General features: G+C 46.8%; 17 protein-coding genes. 16 read left to right on the top strand and 1 reads right to left on the bottom strand.

The annotated features are described in order from the left end of the window. The first annotated feature begins 33 nt into the window (after positions 1-33). The 8 genes from dxs to ACRC6Q_RS10060 all read left to right on the top strand — a co-directional run bounded on the left by dxs (position 34) and on the right by ACRC6Q_RS10060 (position 7,980). Positions 34-1,938, top strand: coding sequence for a 1-deoxy-D-xylulose-5-phosphate synthase (dxs, locus tag ACRC6Q_RS10095; RefSeq protein WP_223638462.1), 1,905 nt, complete (start codon positions 34-36; stop codon positions 1,936-1,938). Further along, positions 1,935-2,756 carry a TlyA family RNA methyltransferase gene (locus tag ACRC6Q_RS10090; RefSeq protein WP_431466465.1) on the top strand — a complete coding sequence of 274 codons (822 nt, stop codon included), beginning with the start codon at positions 1,935-1,937 and terminating at the stop codon, positions 2,754-2,756. Before dxs ends, ACRC6Q_RS10090 begins: the two co-directional genes overlap by 4 nt. Before the next feature lie 96 nt (positions 2,757-2,852). After that, the gene (ahrC, locus tag ACRC6Q_RS10085; protein ID WP_142827854.1) at positions 2,853-3,302 is read left to right on the top strand and encodes a transcriptional regulator AhrC/ArgR; all 450 of its coding nucleotides are present in this window, start codon (positions 2,853-2,855) and stop codon (positions 3,300-3,302) included. A 16-nt stretch (positions 3,303-3,318) separates the two neighbouring features. Further along, on the top strand, positions 3,319-5,016 hold the full coding sequence (gene recN, locus ACRC6Q_RS10080; RefSeq protein WP_223637785.1) for a DNA repair protein RecN: 1,698 nt from the start codon (positions 3,319-3,321) through the stop codon (positions 5,014-5,016). An 88-nt stretch (positions 5,017-5,104) separates the two neighbouring features. Next, positions 5,105-5,878 (top strand): sporulation transcription factor Spo0A, encoded by a 774-nt coding sequence (spo0A, locus tag ACRC6Q_RS10075; protein WP_431466464.1) that lies wholly within the window; start codon positions 5,105-5,107, stop codon positions 5,876-5,878. 241 nt (positions 5,879-6,119) lie between these two features. Next, complete coding sequence (locus tag ACRC6Q_RS10070) at positions 6,120-6,251, top strand: hypothetical protein (RefSeq protein WP_263298637.1); 132 nt, start codon at positions 6,120-6,122, stop codon at positions 6,249-6,251. Between the two features lie 231 nt (positions 6,252-6,482). Beyond that, a complete protein-coding gene (locus ACRC6Q_RS10065) occupies positions 6,483-6,995 on the top strand; it encodes a DUF6241 domain-containing protein (protein ID WP_431466463.1) in 513 nt (170 codons plus the stop codon). Positions 6,996-7,254: 259 nt separating this feature from the next. Beyond that, positions 7,255-7,980 (top strand): glycerophosphodiester phosphodiesterase, encoded by a 726-nt coding sequence (locus ACRC6Q_RS10060; protein ID WP_223637764.1) that lies wholly within the window; start codon positions 7,255-7,257, stop codon positions 7,978-7,980. An 11-nt stretch (positions 7,981-7,991) separates the two neighbouring features. On the opposite strand, the gene ACRC6Q_RS10055 is transcribed toward ACRC6Q_RS10060, so the two are convergent. Next, positions 7,992-8,225: a DUF2627 domain-containing protein gene (locus ACRC6Q_RS10055; protein WP_223638459.1), complete on the bottom strand. Its 234-nt coding sequence runs from the start codon at positions 8,223-8,225 to the stop codon at positions 7,992-7,994. Between the two features lie 124 nt (positions 8,226-8,349). Here ACRC6Q_RS10055 and ACRC6Q_RS10050 point away from each other — a divergent pair, with 124 nt between their 5' ends. The 8 genes from ACRC6Q_RS10050 to ACRC6Q_RS10015 all read left to right on the top strand — a co-directional run bounded on the left by ACRC6Q_RS10050 (position 8,350) and on the right by ACRC6Q_RS10015 (position 18,991). After that, a complete protein-coding gene (locus ACRC6Q_RS10050) occupies positions 8,350-10,395 on the top strand; it encodes a sigma 54-interacting transcriptional regulator (protein ID WP_431466462.1) in 2,046 nt (681 codons plus the stop codon). A gap of 133 nt (positions 10,396-10,528) precedes the next feature. Further along, positions 10,529-11,461 carry a phosphate butyryltransferase gene (gene yqiS, locus ACRC6Q_RS10045; RefSeq protein ID WP_431466461.1) on the top strand — a complete coding sequence of 311 codons (933 nt, stop codon included), beginning with the start codon at positions 10,529-10,531 and terminating at the stop codon, positions 11,459-11,461. Positions 11,462-11,463: 2 nt separating this feature from the next. Beyond that, on the top strand, positions 11,464-12,558 hold the full coding sequence (locus ACRC6Q_RS10040; RefSeq protein WP_223637746.1) for a Leu/Phe/Val dehydrogenase: 1,095 nt from the start codon (positions 11,464-11,466) through the stop codon (positions 12,556-12,558). A gap of 125 nt (positions 12,559-12,683) precedes the next feature. Then, positions 12,684-13,766: a butyrate kinase gene (gene buk / locus ACRC6Q_RS10035; protein WP_223637743.1), complete on the top strand. Its 1,083-nt coding sequence runs from the start codon at positions 12,684-12,686 to the stop codon at positions 13,764-13,766. Between the two features lie 74 nt (positions 13,767-13,840). Further along, the gene (lpdA, locus tag ACRC6Q_RS10030) at positions 13,841-15,268 is read left to right on the top strand and encodes a dihydrolipoyl dehydrogenase (RefSeq protein ID WP_431466460.1); all 1,428 of its coding nucleotides are present in this window, start codon (positions 13,841-13,843) and stop codon (positions 15,266-15,268) included. 14 nt (positions 15,269-15,282) lie between these two features. Then, positions 15,283-16,287 (top strand): thiamine pyrophosphate-dependent dehydrogenase E1 component subunit alpha, encoded by a 1,005-nt coding sequence (locus ACRC6Q_RS10025; RefSeq protein ID WP_223637739.1) that lies wholly within the window; start codon positions 15,283-15,285, stop codon positions 16,285-16,287. After that, positions 16,287-17,270 (top strand): alpha-ketoacid dehydrogenase subunit beta, encoded by a 984-nt coding sequence (locus ACRC6Q_RS10020; RefSeq protein WP_223637736.1) that lies wholly within the window; start codon positions 16,287-16,289, stop codon positions 17,268-17,270. The genes ACRC6Q_RS10025 and ACRC6Q_RS10020 overlap by 1 nt, the downstream gene beginning before the upstream one ends. 383 nt (positions 17,271-17,653) lie before the next feature. Beyond that, positions 17,654-18,991: a dihydrolipoamide acetyltransferase family protein gene (locus tag ACRC6Q_RS10015; RefSeq protein WP_223637733.1), complete on the top strand. Its 1,338-nt coding sequence runs from the start codon at positions 17,654-17,656 to the stop codon at positions 18,989-18,991. The last annotated feature ends 99 nt before the right edge of the window (positions 18,992-19,090 follow it).

The raw sequence follows: 19,090 nt of genomic DNA, 5'->3' as shown, positions 1-19,090 counted from the left end.
GGAAAAATTTCTATAAAAAGGTGCGTGATGGCAATGGATCTTCATTCGATTACTGGTCCATCTTTCTTAAAAGAGCTGACTACCAAGCAGCTTGAAGTATTAAGTGAAGATATTCGACGGTTTCTAATAGAGAACTTATCAAGAACAGGCGGGCATATCGGTCCGAATCTTGGAGTGGTGGAACTGACAGTTGCACTGCATAAAGTATTCGACAGCCCGTCGGACAAATTTATCTGGGATGTGGGACATCAATCTTATGTCCACAAAATCCTGACGGGAAGAGCTGGACAATTCGACACATTACGCCAATTTAAAGGCCTTTGTGGCTTTCCGAAACGCAATGAAAGCGACCATGATGTCTGGGAAACCGGACACAGCTCGACTTCATTGTCGGCAGCGATGGGAATGGCAGCAGCCCGCGACATCAAAAAAGACAGCAATCACGTCATCCCGATCATCGGTGATGGAGCTTTGACCGGCGGTATGGCTTTTGAAGCACTGAACCATATCGGACATGCGCAGACAGACATGGTCGTCATTTTAAATGACAACGAAATGTCCATCGCCCCGAATGTCGGTGCCATGCACAGCATGCTCGGCCGTATGCGGACTGCAGGAAAATACAATAAAGTCAAAGATGATTTGGAATACCTATTGAAGAAAGTACCGGCAGTCGGCGGCAGACTTGCGTCTACAGCTGAACGCGTCAAGGATTCCTTGAAATACCTGGTGGTTTCCGGAATGTTCTTCGAAGAAATGGGCTTTACCTATCTCGGGCCGATCGACGGCCACGACCTGGAAGAGCTGGAAGACAATCTGCGTTATGCCAAGAAAACAAAAGGTCCGGTCCTGCTTCATGTCGTTACGAAAAAAGGCAAAGGCTTTTTGCCTGCTGAACAGGATACAATCGGCACATGGCATGGAATCGGACCCTATAAGATGGAGACAGGCGACTTAGTGAAGTCTTCTTCAAAAGCACCTTCATGGAGCGGCCTTGTGGCGGAAACCGTCCGCAAATTGGCACGTACGGATGAGCGCATTGTGGCTATTACGCCCGCTATGCCGGTCGGATCGAAATTGGAAGGATTTGCTTCTGAATTTCCTGACCGCATGTTTGATGTCGGGATTGCCGAACAGCATGCAACCACGATGGCTGCAGGACTTGCGACTCAGGACATGAAACCATTCCTGGCTATCTATTCGACTTTCCTGCAGCGTGCTTATGATCAGGTGGTCCACGATATTTGCCGCCAGAATTTGAATGTCTTTATCGGGATCGATCGTTCCGGCCTAGTTGGAGCAGACGGAGAAACGCATCAAGGCGTGTTCGATATCGCTTTCCTGCGCCATTTGCCGAATATGGTCATCATGATGCCGAAAGATGAAAACGAAGGACAACATATGGTCAAAACAGCAATTGATTACAATGGCGGACCGATTGCGCTCCGTTATCCAAGAGGCAACGGCCTGGGCGTACCGATGGACGAAGAGCTTCAGGCATTGCCGATCGGCTCATGGGAAGTATTGAACGAAGGGACCGATGCGGTAATCCTGACATTCGGTACGACCATTCCAATGGCGATGCATGCGGCAGAACAATTGCTTGAGCAAGGCATTTCAGCACAAGTGGTCAATGCCCGTTTCATCAAGCCGATGGACGAAGCGATGCTTCACAGCATTTTCGAACTTAAAGTTCCGGTTGTAACGATTGAAGAAGCCGTTCTTCAAGGCGGGTTCGGGAGCGCTGTTCTGGAATTTGCACAAGATAATAATTATCGTGAGTCGGTTATTGACCGTCTGGGGATTCCCGATCAATTCATCGAACACGGCGACGTCTCTGAATTGATGGATGAAATCCATCTGAACAGCGATGAAGTTGTCCGTGTCGTCAAGAAATGGACGCAATCCAAAACGCAGGCAGGTTCGACTATTCTATGAACAAACCTAAAAAAGAGCGTGTAGATGTCCTGTTAGTCGAGCGGGGCATCTGTGAAACACGTGAAAAAGCAAAGCGTGCCATTATGGCTGGAATCATCTATTCAGGATCTGAACGGATGAACAAACCAGGCGAAAAAATCCTGGAGGATGCTCCGCTGCAGATGAAAGGCAATGATTTGAAATACGTCAGCCGCGGTGGCTTAAAGCTTGAAAAGGCCTTACAGGAGTTCGATTTATCGGTTGACGGAAAACTGATGCTCGATATCGGTTCTTCGACGGGCGGATTTACGGATTGCGCCCTTCAAAACGGGGCAAAGCATTGCTACGCGCTTGATGTCGGCTATAACCAATTGGCCTGGAAAATCAGGCAGGATGAACGCGTGACCGTAATGGAGCGTGTCAACTTCCGCCATTCCAAACCCGAAGATTTCAATCAAGGGCTTCCGGAGTTTGTTACGATCGATGTTTCGTTTATTTCTTTGCGCATTATTTTTCCAGTCTTGAAGCAGGTTCTGGTGCCTGGTGGCGATGTTATTGCATTGGTGAAACCCCAATTTGAAGCCGGTAGGGAAAATGTAGGGAAAAAAGGCATCATCCGCGATTCGAAAATACACCGCGATGTATTGAACAAAGTCGGTAAATTCGCAGTTGATTCCGGATTTCATGTAAAAAACATGTCGTTTTCACCGATCACCGGCGGAGAAGGCAATATTGAGTTTTTATTCCATCTTCAATCCAGTGCTGAAGGCAGTGAAATCGCCGAAGTTTCTGAATCGTTGGTTGACGAAACAGTCAAGAAAGCACATGAATTGTTGTAAACACATTCCAAAAGGGATGTGTTTTCTTGTCTAATGTATGGTATAACTGTAGAATATTAAGTATATGGAATAATTATTCATCCAAGGGGGAACACCATGAACAAGGGACAGCGCCACATTAAAATTCGGGATCTTATTTCAAATCGCGAAATCGAAACTCAGGACGAGCTCGTGGACCTGTTGAAGTCAGCCGGCTATGAAGTGACTCAAGCCACCGTATCGCGTGATATAAAAGAATTGCATTTAGTGAAAGTCCCATTGCAGGACGGCCGCTACAAATACAGCTTGCCTGCGGATCAGCGCTTTAATCCGATGCAGAAACTTCATCGTGCATTGACGGATGCGTTTGTCAGCATCGACGGAGCCAGCCATTTTCTGGTCATGAAGACCTTGCCGGGGAATGCCCATGCCATCGGCTCATTGATCGATCACTTGGACTGGGAAGAGATTCTAGGAACCATTTGTGGCGATGACACATGCCTGATCATCTGCAGAGACACCGAACATCGTGAAATTTTAAAACAGCGTTTAATCGAAATGCTTTAAGAAGAGGTGAACGGATATGCTTCGGGAATTAGATATACGCAATTTTGCCATTATCGACGCCCTGACCGTCAGTTTTTCTGAAGGGCTGACTGTTTTGACAGGGGAAACCGGTGCCGGTAAATCCATTATCATAGATGCAGTCCATCTTTTGGCTGGTGGACGGGGCAGCCAGGAGTTTATTCGGCATGGTGCAAAAAAAGCTGAAATCGAAGGCTTGTTTTCATTGGAAGACGACCAGCATCCGGTGTTTCGCAGATTAGAGGAATTCGGCATCTCCTGGAGTGATGGCGATATCTTGCTGCGCCGGGAATTGAATGACAAAGGGAAAAATGTCTGCCGCATCAACGGCAAGTTGGTGACCATCTCCATCTTGCGTGAAGTTGGCGCATCACTGATTGACATTCACGGCCAGCATGAAACACAGGAATTGATGGATGAAAAACAGCATCTTTACCTGTTGGACCAATTTGCCGGAAAAAGCTTGGCCAAGTCCAGGGAGAGCTATAGCCAAACATTCGATCGATACACAAAATTAAAGCGGGAATTTTCCTCTTATACAGAAAACGAACAGCAGATTGCCCAGCGCATCGATTTGCTGACTTTCCAGCTGCAGGAAATTGAAGCAGCGGAATTGGTGATAGGCGAAGAAGAAGAATTGGTATCAGAGCGCAAAAAACTGCAAAATTTCAATAAAATATACGAATCCATTTCAGCTGCGCATGAAGCGATCCAAGGTGAAAGCAAAGGTTTGGACTGGATCGGCTCTGCCATGTCTGAACTTGAACATGCGGCGGCGGTGGATGAAACCTTCAGCGGGTCTTCGGAAACGCTGTCGAGCGCTTTTTACCTCATTCAAGACACCGGCACTGAAATCAAGCGGATTTTGGATGATATGGAATTTGATCCAGCGCGTTTAAATGAGATTGAGCAACGTTTAGCGGTCATTCAATCCTTAAAAAGAAAATATGGTGCTTCCGTTGAAGATATTTTGCTGTATCATGAAAAGCAGACAGATGAATTGGATAAATTGGTTAACCGCGATCAGCGTTACCAGCTGGATCAGGAAAAGTTGAAAGAGTTGACCGAAGATTTGCGTGTGGAAGCGGAAGAACTTACAATTCTCCGCAAAAAAGCCGCGAAGAGTTTGGGCAAGGCCATAATGGAGCAATTGAAAGAGTTACATATGGCGAAAGCTTCGTTTGAAGTGAATTTTTCTGTGTTGCCGAACGGCCGCTTTGATCGGAATGGCCATGACGCAATTTCCTTCTATATTTCGACAAATCTTGGGGAACCGTTGAAACCTCTTACCAAAGTGGCTTCAGGCGGGGAATTATCCCGAATGATGTTGGCTTTAAAAACTATTTTTTCCAAACATCAGGGCATCACTTCCATCATTTTCGATGAAGTGGATACGGGCGTAAGCGGCCGGGTGGCACAGGCGATTGCTGAAAAGATTGCTGCCATTTCAGTCCATTCCCAGGTCTTGTGCATATCGCATTTGCCTCAAGTCGCGGCAATGGCCGATCAGCATCTATTCATTGAGAAGAAAGTCGACAACCAGCGCACGACCACTGCAGTCACAGAGCTGGATGGACGCGAACGGACAGAAGAAATGAGCCGGATGCTGTCCGGAGCCGAAATAACAGATTTGACGCTACAGCATGCGGAAGAACTGTTGTCACTCGCAGCAGATCGTAAGTTAATGATGAAATAAGCTTTGGCAGTGGGAAGAAAATTGATCGACCCGTTGACTGAAGGCTGTACCGGAAACTGCTAGAGTCAGTCACCAAGGAGAGAGTCGAATGGACAAAATAAAAATCGCAATTGCAGATGATAATCGCGAATTGGTTGGACTGATGCAAGATTATTTAAATGCGCAACTCAATATGGAAGTGGTGGATGTTGCCTATAATGGCAAGACCTGCATCGAAATGCTCCATAGACAGACAGTCGATATTTTGCTGCTGGACATCATCATGCCTTATTTGGACGGTATTGCTGTGCTGGATGCGATCAAGGAAAATGGCGATCTGCAGGGGATCGATGTGATTATGCTGTCTGCTTTTGGGCAGGAATCGATTATGAGCCAGGCTGCTGAGTACGGAGCATCCTATTTCATCATGAAACCTTTTGAAGCCGATCGTCTGGCCGTGCAGATCAATCATATTATGAAAGCAAGGAGCGCGACGCCAGGGCAGTCTGAGAGCAGATTGACGAAAGAGGACCGAATCACCAATATCGTTAAAGATATCGGCATTCCTCCTCATCTGAAAGGCTATAATTACTTGAAGGAAGCAGTCTCCTTAGTATTAGAGCAACCTGAAATCCTGAACAAAGTTACTAAAGTGCTGTATCCAGGAATCGCCTCCAAGTTTGATACGACTTCGACACGGGTTGAACGGTCGATTCGCCATGCAATTGAACAAGTGTGGAATCGCCATGAAACCGTAGAGCACATTTCTAAAATCTTTGGCTACAGCGTAGCGCATTTAGAATCGAAACCGACCAACTCGGAGTTCATCGCAATGGTCGCAGATAGTCTGCGGCTGGAAATGCGGAATGAGCCACACAATTAAAGACGGTTTTAAAATCTTCTGCGGATCAGCAGGAGATTTTTTTTTATTTTTACCCGTTGCAGCAGCACCTTGCATCATTCGGCTTTTCTAGAATCAATCCAACTTTAGAGGACAAAAAGGGTTTAAGAAAAACAGAATAGAGGAAAAGATTAAGACGCCGTTTTTCTGGATAGGGAAAAACAGACATGCAGAGTGAAGCGAAAACCGGCAAATCCAGCAGAATGAAAAGAGGCGAGCGCAATTGCAATTGATCAGGCAAATTGATGACTACTTTTTGGGGAATGGCGAAGGGACCGTCGTCGACCGGCTGTATTTTTACGGTGTCTATTGCGTCAGCATACTGATTGCGTTCTTTACAATGCTGTCCTTATGATAAAATCCAAGCGTAACCAATAGATTTCCAAACCAATGAAGCTTCAGTTCATTGGTTTTTTTGTATGCTGTTGTTCTTGGAAATATCCGCAATGAAAATTCATTGATTCGACTCACTGAAAGGAAAATAGAGAGAAAAGCGTAGATAGAAGGTCATACTTTTGTTATAGTGGTACTTAATATCCTAATACTAGGATAAACTATGAGGAAATTTGATTGAAGGAGTTTGATGATGAAAAAAACAATAGTCTATCTAACAGCCGCATTTATGGCACTTGGCATTATCGCATTGGGGGCACTCAAAGTGTCGGATAATCAAGGAGATGCCGAAAGCTCAAAATCAGCGCAAGTATCGGATGAAAAAGCAATGGAGGAAAGCACACAGAAAATGGAAGGGCTGGAATTTGTTCAATCAGTACCGAAAGATGCATCTGAAAATGCTCTATGGGCGATGATGCATAAAATGACCCATCAAAAAGTCATAGCTTCTGAAAAGTGGGGCTTGATCCGCATGAATGACGAATCCATCGCCAAAGCAGAAGAGATTTTGATAGCTTCCGACTTCAAGTCAAAGGAAGATTTGCTGCAAATAATCGAACGTTGGAAAAATGGCCAGTTTGACCAAGTGGATGATGAACATAATTTCATTTGGGGGATGCAGGGCGGCAGCATCGGAGAGGCTAGAGGCATTTTAACTGAGGAACAGGAAAAGGAATTTATTGAGAATAATTTTACCGGCGAATAGCGTTTTGAAATCCAGTCTTTGACTGGATTTTGTTGTTTTCAGCTTCCAATGTAAGATTTTACATAAGGTTCTTGTTCAAAATTCAAATCCGTAATAAGAAATCATAAGCAGCCTTAAACCTGAATAACCGGCAAGGCTTTTAGTCTCTTGTCAACAATGTTAAAATGGGGGAGAAACTAAGTTCAAGAGGAAAGTAAAGTTTGGGTAGTACCGACTTTACTGATCGAGTCGATTTCAGAAATGGAAGAGGATGATTTTATTGTCTGAAGTCAAAGTGTATGCACACCGAGGCGCTTCAGGATATGCATTGGAAAACACATGGAATGCTTTTTTTAAGGCTTGTGAATTTGGTGTCGGCATCGAACTTGATGTGCAGATCACCAAAGATGGAGTAGTGGTGGTCTACCACGATGACAACCTGCGTCGCCTCACCGGTATCAATGCTGGTATTCATACGCTCGCGTATGAAGAGATAAAGGAACTGCGGATAGGCAGGAAATGGATGCGGAATTTCTCGCATCATCAAATGCCGCTGGCTTATGAAGTATTCCAATGGGCGAAGAAAAAGAAGATCCCTTTGAATGTCGAACTGAAGGAATCTTTTGCAAAAAATTCAAAAGGGCCACAGATTCTCGCGGCTATGCTGGAAGGAATGGAAGATGTCCATCTATCTTCTTTCAACCCACAATTATTGAAGCAAATGAAGAAATTGATGCCTTCAACGGAAATGGCATGGATCATCAAAAAGAACACGCAGCTGTCTCGCATTAAAGACATGGATTGGGTGGACAGCATTCATCTCCACAAAAGGCTGATTGCCAAATCTTTTTGTGACGAAATTCTGAAGCTGGACAAGAAAGTTCGGTTATACGGAATTCTCGGATCAGAGTCGCTGATGGATCGCTTGGATCCACAAATGGTCGGAATCATCACCAATTACCCGGACCGGGTCAAAAGAAAAATTGCGTCTCCCCTTATGGGGTAGACGCAATTTTTTTACTTCTGGAATCTTTTTGAGACGGTCCCTTTTTTGCGGTCGCGGTTCAGGAGAAAGCCTGCGAAAAAACCGATGCCGAGAACGACAAAAACGGTGCCGAGTGTAAATTGAAGCCAAAGAGCCGGGTAAGGCTCAAGCAATTTATTGAACAAGGTATCACGCATCAGCTTTATGCCATACGCCGCCATGATTCCAGGGATCAGCAAGATGATAAATGCCACTAGACGACCCATATTTCCACATCCTTCTGCATCTATTGTTTCCAATTCCGTCAAAGTTGTCAAGAAAACCTTCCTGATGTACGCTTAAAACATTCTTGCAATTACTTGCAAAACAGAAGAGAAAGGTTGAATCAATTTGCAAACTGTATTAATTATAGGCGGGGGCGTTGGAGGCTCAGCCATTTTGAACACTCTTTTGGAAACTGATTACTTGCGTGTGCGCGGCGTTGTCGATTTGAACCCTGAGGCTGGAGCCATGTTGACTGCAAAGACACATGGTATTCCGGTCGCAGAAGATTATCGGAAGTTCGATAAGACGGATATCGACATTGTCTTTAATGTTACAGGAAGCAATTCACTCTATGAGGAGCTGCAAGGGCATTTTTTAAAAAATACCGTTATCATCCCTGGTAGCCTTGCGAATGTGTTTGTCCGTCTGCTGGAGGAGAAACAACATTTCATCAACCGCCTCAGCAAGGAGAGCCACCGGGAGAAAATCATCTTTAACTCGATAGAAGAAGGCATGATCGGCATCGACAAAACGAGCCACATCAATTTTATGAACAAAAGTGCGGCACGAATGCTTGAAGTGGCAGCGGATGAAACGATTGGACGGCATATCCACGAATTTATTTCGTTGAGTGAACTGCCAAGGATTTATGAAACAGGGCGCATCGAATTGAACAGGGAGCTGCAGCTGAAAAACGGCTCTAAAATTGTCACTTCCCGTTTTCCGATGATCGACGATAACGGAGAAACGATCGGTGCATTTGCGGTATTCAAGGATATTACTGAAGTCGTTTCACTGGCGGAGGAAATCACGGACCTGAAAGAAATTCAGACGATGTTGGAAGCCATCATCCAATCGAGCGACGATGCCATTTCGGTCGTGGATGAAAAAGGTTATGGCCTGCTCGTCAATCCGGCCTATACACGCATCACCGGCCTGCAGGTGGAGGATGTCATCGGGCAGCCCGCATCGGCGGATATATCTGAAGGGGAAAGCATGCATCTCAAAGCCTTGCAGACGCGCAAACCTGTGCGGGGGGTCAATTTAAAGGTCGGGCCATCGAATAGGGAAGTCATTGTCAATGTCGCACCGATTATCGTGGACAATAAATTGAAAGGCAGCGTAGGCGTCATCCACGATACGACAGAAATCCGTTCTTTGATGAAAGAATTGGACCGTGCCCGAAGCATCATCCGGACATTGGAGTCCAAATATACCTTCGATGACATCATCGGCCTGTCCTCAGAGATGCAATTATCGCTGCAACAGGCGAAACTGGCGGCACAAACGCTGGTGACTGTGCTTTTGCGTGGTGAATCAGGTACCGGCAAAGAACTTTTTGCTCATGCAATACACAGTGCGAGTGAACGGAAATACAATAAATTCGTGCGTGTCAATTGCGCTGCCTTGTCCGAAGAATTGCTCGAAAGTGAGCTTTTCGGCTACGAGGAGGGGGCAATTCCTGGCATCAAAACTGGAGAAAAGCGCGGCTTGTTTGAAGAAGCGAACAACGGCAGTATTTTCCTCGATGAAATCGGTGAACTGTCATCTGCATTGCAAAGCAAGTTGCTGCGTGTGCTGCAGGAGCATGAAACCTTGCGCCTCGGCGGGACCAAACCGATATCTGTCAATGTGCGGGTCATCGCCTCGACAAACGCCAATATGGAAAAAGCATTATTAGAAGGCAAATTTCGTGAAGATCTGTACTACCGCCTAAACCGTATGCCAATCCTCATGCCACCGCTTCGCAACCGCAAGCAGGACATCCCGAGAATCGTCGAACGGCTGCTCCTGAAGTTGAACCAGGAATATGGCCGCAGCGTCGAATCCATCTCTGACAAAGCCTTGCAGTATTTGCGCGTCTACGATTGGCCAGGCAATGTTAGGGAGCTTGAAAATGTGCTGAGCCGCTCAATGATTTTCATGCAGATGAACGACCGCATGTTAACCGAAGAACATATTCCGCTCAATATGCTGCGGGTCGCCGAAGCGAAAAACGAGGTGGTGATCCAATCATCAGTATCGCTGCAGGAACAGTTGGACACGGTAGAGCGCGGAATTCTTCATCACGCACTAACTCAATTTAATGGCAATAAATCCAAGACGGCAAAACAATTGGAGATTTCCCTTCGAACCTTGTATTACAAATTAGAGAAATATGGTTTGATGTAAGCTTTTTGCAAACTCTTGCAGGGTTTTGCAAGTATTTGCAAAGTATTGGGGGGAGAAACGCAAATAAAACGCTTTCATCCCTTATAAATCGCCATTCATTCTGTTTTAATTAAGAAGAATGAGGTGAGCAAGAATGGCCACATTAAATTATTTACTCGAAAATGCGCCAAACGGTTTCGGCCACACGGTGGCAGTAGCCGCTGCTGCTGACAGGGCTGTTTTGGAGGCGGTCAATATGGCTGTCGACCGAAAGATGGCACATTTTCGGCTATACGATGATGAATTGGCGGCAACAGCAATGATGCGGGAATATTTCCCTCGGCTGCTCAACCATCCCCATGTTCAGCTCCATCATGTCAGCTCAGTGGAAATGGCTGCAGAAGAAGCGGTGAAATCAGTATTCAGGAATGATTCCGATATCCTGATGAAAGGCCAGATTGCTACGGCAGTGCTATTGAAAGCCGTACTGAATCCAGATTATGGCCTGAGGACAGGATCGGTCATGTCCCATATTGCCGCTTTTGAAGTTGCTGGTTTCGACAGGTTGATTTTTGTGACGGATGCGGGCATGAACATCCATCCTGATTTATCTCAAAAAGTACAAATTATTCAAAACGCTGTTCAGATAGCGCGCGCAGTCGGTGTTGAAATGCCGATCGTCGCACCACTCGCGGGTTTGGAAGTAATCAATCCGAATATGGAAGCTACGCTAGATGCCGCGGCATTGACTGCAATGAACCAGCGCGGCCAAATCAAGAATTGCATTGTAGACGGACCATTCGCCCTCGATAATGCAATATCCGTCGATGCAGCCAAACATAAACGAATAGCAGGCGACAATGCCGGCAAAGCCGATATCCTGCTTGTTCCAACTATTGAATCCGGCAATATCCTGTATAAATCACTGGTCTTTTTTTCGAAGGCGAAAGTCGGCAGTATAGTAGCGGGTGCAAAGGCACCGATTGTTTTGTCATCTCGAGCCGACAGTGCCGAAAGCAAATTATATTCATTGGTTTTGGCCATTTGCTCATCATCAACTTCAGGAACAACTATTAGGAGGAATTGACAATGGAAATTTTCAAAAGAATGGAACAGGGCGATTACGAACAATTGGTTTTCTGCCAGGATAAAAACTCAGGACTTAAAGCGATCATCTGCATTCATGACACAACTCTCGGGCCGGCTCTTGGCGGAACGCGCATGTGGAATTATGCAACAGAAGAAGAAGCGATTGAAGACGCAATCCGCCTTGGCCGCGGAATGACATATAAAAATGCTGCAGCCGGATTGAACCTGGGCGGCGGTAAAACGGTAATTATCGGCGATCCGTTGAAAGACAAGAACGAAGAGATGTTCCGTGCATTCGGACGTTTCATCCAAGGGTTGAACGGCCGCTACATAACTGCTGAAGACGTTGGTACAACAGTTGCGGATATGGATTTGATCCATGAAGAAACGGATTACGTAACAGGCATTTCGCCAGCTTTCGGTTCTTCAGGAAATCCGTCTCCAGTTACTGCCTACGGCGCATACATCGGCATGAAAGCCGCTGCTCTCGAAGCATTCGGCGATGATTCATTGGAAGGCAAGACAGTTGCAGTACAAGGTGTCGGCAACGTTGCTTACCCGCTTTGCGAATACCTTCACAAAGAAGGCGCGAAATTGATCGTTACGGATATCAATAAAGAAGCGGTGCAGCGTGCTGTTGCTGCATTTGGCGCAACAGCAGTCGCGCCAAATGACATCTACTCACAAGAAGCGGATATTTTCGCTCCATGTGCAATGGGAGCCATCATCAATGACGATACGATCCCTCAATTGAAAGTGAAAGTGGTTGCCGGTTCTGCCAACAACCAACTGAAAGAAGAACGCCACGGTGACGAACTTGAAGCTCGCGGCATCGTTTACGCACCTGATTTCGTCATCAACTCCGGCGGTGTCATCAATGTTGCGGATGAATTATACGGATACAACAACGAACGTGCGATGAAGCGCGTCGAGACCATCTACGACAGCATCACGAAAATCTTCGCGATTTCCAAGCGTGATAATGTTCCTAGCTATATCGCTGCAGACCGTATGGCTGAAGAGCGCATTGACCGTGTCCGTAATTCAAGAACTCAATTCCTAAGAAACGAACACAACATTTTAAGCAGAAGATAAATAACGTCCAGCAGGTGAGCCAGTCATTTTCACCTGCTGTTTTTCTCTCAACTATTCCGATTCAAATCAATTCAAACAACTATGACTAATTTTACGAAGCAAAAAAGTAGAAATGGGGGATCGATGTGCAAAAACAGCTGAATCGCATTCTAGTCATTAACCCTGCCCCCACTTCGACTAAGATCGGCGTTTTTGACAACGATATCCTGATTATGGAAAAGATGATCAGCCATTCGGGTGAAGATATCGGAGGATTCCCAAGCATCTCGGACCAGCATCTTTTCAGGAAAAACACCATTCTCGAAGCGCTGGATGAAGAAGGTATGAACGTCTCCAACCTGTCGGCAGTATGTGGAAGAGGCGGTTTGCTCCGCCCCATTCAAGGCGGGACCTATGCAGTCAGCGATGGAATGATAAAAGATCTTCGAGAAGGATATTCAGGGCAGCATGCCTCCAATCTAGGCGGCATCATCGCTTTTGAAATTGCGGATGCCCTCAATATTCCGTCATTTATCGTCGATCCGGTAGTTGTTGACGAATTGGAGCCGATTGCGCGGGTATCCGGATTTTCCTCCATCGAACGAAAGTCCATTTTCCATGCGCTCAACCACAAAGCGGTGGCGCGGAGATACGCTCATAAAGTTGGCCGCTCCTATGAGGAGATGCGATTGATTGTTGCCCACATGGGACGCGGCATCACGGTCGGAGTCCATCAGGATGGGCGCGTCATCGACGTCAACAATGGTTTGCATGGTGATGGTCCGTTCAGTCCGGAACGGGCGGGAACGGTACCCGCAGGTGATTTAGTGGAATTATGCTTTTCCGGACAGTACAGCCGCCATGAAATCATGAAGAAATTGGTGAGGCAAGGAGGATTGTTCGGCTATCTGGATACCAATGATGTGGTGAAGGTGGAGAAACGGATTTTAAAAGGTGATGAAAAAGCAGAGTTGTTCTATCAGGCGATGGCTTATCAAATTGCCAAAGAAATTGGCTCTGCCAGTGCTGTCTTAAAGGGGCAGGTCGATGCCATCATCCTGACAGGCGGCCTGGCTTACGGAAAATCCTTTGTCGAATCGATTTCCGAAAGAGTCAGCTGGATTGCGGACGTCGAGGTCCAGGCAGGTGAAAATGAACTTCAAGCATTGGCAGAAGGTGCAGCAAGGGTATTGAATGGAGAAGAACGTGTAAAGATCTATCCGTATTAATCGACGGAGAACCTTCATTCAGCAGAATAAACAGATATGAACGTTGATTAAAGCGTATAAAGGAGGATATATCCATGGCTCAAAATTATGATGTTGTCATTTTAGGCGGCGGAACAGGCGGTTATGTAGCGGCGATACGCTCTGCACAACTCGGATTGAAAACAGCAATCGTCGAAAAAGGCGAATTGGGTGGCACTTGCTTGCACAGAGGCTGTATACCAAGCAAAGCATTGCTCCGCAGTGCGGAAGTATACTCAACTACCAAAAACCACGCAGCGGATTTTGGTGTTCAGACTGGTGAAGTCACACTTGATTTTGGACGTGTCCAGCAACGCAAACAAGGAATTGTCGACCAATTGCACGCAGGTGTTCAAGGCTTGATGAAAAAAGGGAAGATTGATGTCTACGAAGGCATCGGCCGAATCCTGGGACCTTCTATTTTTTCACCGAACGCAGGAACCATTTCTGTAGAGATGAAAAATGGGGAAGAAAACGAAATGTTGATTCCAAACAATGTCATTATCGCTACCGGCTCACGCCCACGCACGTTGCCGGGTCTGACCATTGACGGCGAGTTTGTCATGAGTTCTGATGAGGCATTGACAATGGAAAGCCTGCCGCAATCGATCCTGATTGTCGGCGGCGGAGTCATCGGAATCGAATGGGCTTCCATGCTCAATGATTTTGGTGTTGACGTAACGGTCATCGAATATGCGGACCGCATCATCCCGACAGAGGACAAAGACATTTCCAAGGAAATGCTGAAGTTATTGAAGAAAAAAGGCATCAAGTTTGCGACAAACGCAAAAGTGATGGCGGATACCTTGGAAACAGGCGAGAATGGCGTAACGATCCAAGCGGAAATCAACGGTGAAAACGAAAGTTTCTCTGCCGAAAAAATGCTGGTTTCTGTTGGTCGCCAAGCGAATATTGAAAACATCGGCATCGAAAATACGGACATCATCGTCGAAAAAGGGTTTGTTCAAGTGAAAAAATCCTTCCAGACAAAAGAGTCCCATATCTATGCAATTGGTGATGTGATCGGCGGCCTGCAATTGGCGCATGTCGCTTCCCATGAAGGCATCACTGCCATTGAACACATTAAAGGCAATGACCCGCATGCCATCGATTACGACCTGGTATCACGCTGCATCTATTCCAATCCGGAAGCAGCAAGCGTCGGCATTACAGAAGATCAGGCAAAAGAAAAAGGGCATGATGTCAAAGTCGGCAAATTTTCTTTTAAAGCCATCGGCAAAGCGCTGGTATATGGTGAGACTGATGGGTTTGTCAAAATTATTGCTGATAAAGAGACAAACGATATTCTCGGCGTCCATATGATCGGTCCGCATGTTACGGATATGATTTCAGAAGCTGGCCTGGCGATGGTATTGGATGCAACACCATGGGAAATTGCTGAAACGATCCATCCGCACCCTACACTTTCAGAGGTTATGGGCGAAGCGGCATTGGCAGTTGACGGCAAAGCAATTCATAGTTGAAGGAGGAACAAACAATGGCTTCTAAACATGAAGAGATCGGTTTGACGAACGATGACTTATTGAAAATGTATGAAACGATGTTGATGGCACGCCGTGTGGATGAACGCATGTGGCTTTTGAACCGCGCAGGTAAAATTCCTTTCGTGATTTCATGTCAGGGACAGGAGGCAGCGCAAGTTGGCGCGGCTTTCGCCCTTGATAACACAAAGGATTATATCGCTCCTTATTACCGTGATATCGGCGTGGTCCTTCACTTCGGCATGACGCCGAAAGACCTGATGCTGTCAGCTTTTGCGAAAGCAGAAGACCCGAACTCCGGCGGACGCCAGATGCCTGGCCATTTTGGACAGAAAAGCAACCGCATCCTGACTGGATCTTCACCGGTTACGACACAATTACCGCACGCAGTGGGTGTCGCTTTAGCGGGCAAAATGAAGAAAAAAGATTTCATTACATTCACGACGCTTGGTGAAGGTTCTTCCAACCAAGGTGATTTCCACGAAGGCATGAACTTTGCCGGCGTCCATAAATTACCGGTGGTCATCATGGTCGAAAACAATAAATATGCGATTTCAGTACCGGTTGAGCGCCAATTGGCCAGCAAAAACGTCTCAGACCGTGCAATCGGCTATGGCATGCCAGGTGTGACAATTGACGGCAATGATCCAATCGAAGTCTATAAGCACGTCAAAGAGGCTGCCGACCGTGCACGCCGCGGCGAAGGCCCGAGCCTTGTCGAAACCGTTTCTGAACGGATGACAGCCCACTCTTCAGATGATGATCATCGTCAGTACCGTTCAGCAGACGAATTAGCTGCACAAAAATCGACGGATCCAATCCTGACGTTCGGTGCCTATTTAAAAGAACACGGCATCATGAATGACGAGATTGAAAAAGAAATCAATGACCGCATTATGGCAACAGTCAATGAAGCGACAGATTACGCAGAAAATGCAGCATATGCAGAACCGGAACATGCGATGAAATATGTCTATGCCGAAGAAGGAGGAGACGAATAATGGCTATTATGTCTTATATCGATGCCATCACGCTTGCCATGAAAGAAGAAATGGAACGTGACGAAAACGTCTTTGTTCTCGGAGAAGATGTTGGTAAAAAAGGCGGGGTCTTCAAAGCGACACAAGGTCTTTACGATCAATTCGGCGAAGACCGTGTCCTGGATACGCCTCTTGCGGAATCGGCGATTGCCGGAGTCGGAATTGGTGCAGCGATGTATGGATTGCGGCCAATTGCAGAAATGCAATTCGCGGATTTCATCATGCCTGCCGTCAACCAGATTATTTCTGAAGCATCCCGTATCCGCTACCGTTCAAATAACGATTGGTCATGTCCGATTGTATTTCGTGCACCATTCGGCGGCGGCGTCCACGGCGCACTTTACCATTCGCAGTCGGTGGAAGCGATATTTGCGAACCAGCCTGGTTTGAAAATTGTTATTCCGTCCACTCCATATGACGCTAAAGGCCTTTTGAAGGCGGCGATCCGCGATGAAGATCCTGTTATGTTCTTCGAGCACAAACGCGCTTACCGTTTGATTAAAGGCGAAGTGCCGGAAGAAGATTATACAATTGAAATCGGTAAGGCGGATGTGAAACGCGAAGGCGAAGACATCACCGTCATCACTTACGGACTCGCTGTCCACTTTGCACTGCAGGCAGCAGAACGTTTGGCGGAAGACGGAATCTCCGCGCACGTCCTTGATTTGCGGACGATCTACCCACTGGACAAAGATGGCATCATCGAAGCCGCGAAGAAAACCGGCAAAGTCCTGCTCGTCACAGAAGACAATAAAGAAGGAAGCATCATCGGAGAAGTAGCGGCGATCATCGCTGAAAACTGCCTATTCGACTTGGATGCTCCAATCAAACGTCTCGCAGGACCGGATATCCCGGCAATGGCCTACGCGCCGACCATGGAGAAATTCTTCATGATCAATCCGGATAAAGTGGAAAAAGCGATGAGAGAATTGGCGGAGTTTTAAAAAGAAAAGCGGAAACAGCCGGTTAGTCCCGACAAGCGCTGGAAGCTTTCCTGGTAATGGCGTTCTTTGCCATTGCCGGGAAAGCTGAAGCGACTCGAGGGACTGGCTGTTGGAGCTGGACAGTGAGAAAAGCATAGGTGCCCGTGTAGCTCTGCCGGGCATAAGACAGACCGGCGAAGCGGCGCTTTTTGCCGCACAGCCGGGATGGCTTATGACCCAAAGAGCTGGGCAAAAAGAAAAGCGAAAGCGCCTAATAAAGAAACGTAAGCTAAAAGCGCGACTTCCTGTCGCAACGCTTACATGACCCGCATCCTGTGGGCCTCCGACAGGCATAAAACGTTCAAACAGAAAAATAGACACCATCAAGTAAAGGAGGAACTCTCTTGGCTATTGAAAACATCAAAATGCCTCAGCTGGGCGAAAGTGTTACAGAAGGCACCATTGAAAAATGGCTCGTCCAGCCGGGTGATCATGTGAATAAATACGATCCGCTTGCGGAAGTCAATACAGACAAAGTAACTGCGGAAGTCCCATCCTCGTTCACGGGTACAGTCAAAGAATTGATTGCTGCAGAAGGTGAAACCTTGGCGGTCGGCGAAATCGTCTGCACAATTGAAACAGAAGGCGGCGGCGCGGCTCCTGTTGAGGAAGCGAAACCGGCAAGCGGCGAAAAGGCGACAGAAATGCCGGCAGCCGGCGCCAAGCCGACTACGGAGCTTGAAGGGACGAAAGGCTCTTCCCAGCCCGCGAAACCATCGGGATCGAAAGGCCGTTACTCACCCGCAGTACTTCGTCTAGCACAGGATAACGACATCGATTTGGGTCAAGTGGAGGGCTCAGGAAACGAAGGGCGCATCACCCGCAAAGATTTGATGGCCTTGATTGACAGCGGCAATATTCCGAAAGCGGGAGACGCTCCTGCAGCTGAGAAACAAGCTCCGCAAACCGAACAGCCAGCTGCTCAACAACCGGCACCGGAAGCGCCGAAACCAGCCGCTGCACCGATTGAAAGTGCACCTGGAGATATTGAAATTCCGGTCACAGGCGTGCGCAAGGCAATTGCTGCCAACATGCTGAAGAGCAAGCACGAAGCGCCGCATGCATGGATGATGATCGAAGTGGATGTCACAAATCTGGTTCAATACCGTGATTCCATCAAAGGAGAATTCAAGAAAAAAGAAGGGTTCAATATCACCTATTTCGCCTTCTTTGTTAAAGCCGTTTCACAGGCTTTGAAAGAATTCCCGATGATGAATTCCATGTGGGCTGGAGATAAAATCATCCAGAAAAAAGATATCAATATTTCCATCGCTGTCGCGTCAGACAATGCTTTGTTTGTTCCGGTCATCAAGAATTCTGATGAAAAATCGGTTAAAGGCATCGGCAAGGAAGTGAATGAACTGGCGCTCAAAGCACGTTCAGGAAAATTGAAATCCGCTGACATGCAGGGTGGAACATTTACTGTCAATAACACCGGATCATTTGGTTCTGTCCAGTCAATGGGCATCATCAATCATCCTCAAGCAGCCATTATGCAAGTGGAGTCGATCGTTAAGCGTCCGGTCATCATGGACAATGGAATGATAGCGGCCCGTGACATGGTCAACCTGTGCCTATCGCTTGATCACCGTGTACTTGATGGCCTCGTATGTGGTCAATTCCTGGCACGCGTCAAAGAAATATTAGAGAATATGTCAAAAGAAAATACGTCTGTTTATTAAGAAAAGCTGGAGTCTTCGGACTTCCAGCTTTTTTTCCCCTTTAATGTCAGCGTTCAGTCGGGTAAAATGAAAGCAGATAGCCTTTGAGGAGGGAATAGT

It is taken from the genome of Planococcus sp. SE5232 (assembly GCF_050686535.1).
Lineage (GTDB): Bacteria > Bacillota > Bacilli > Bacillales_A > Planococcaceae > Planococcus.
This window is presented reverse-complemented; position numbering and strand designations above follow the sequence as displayed.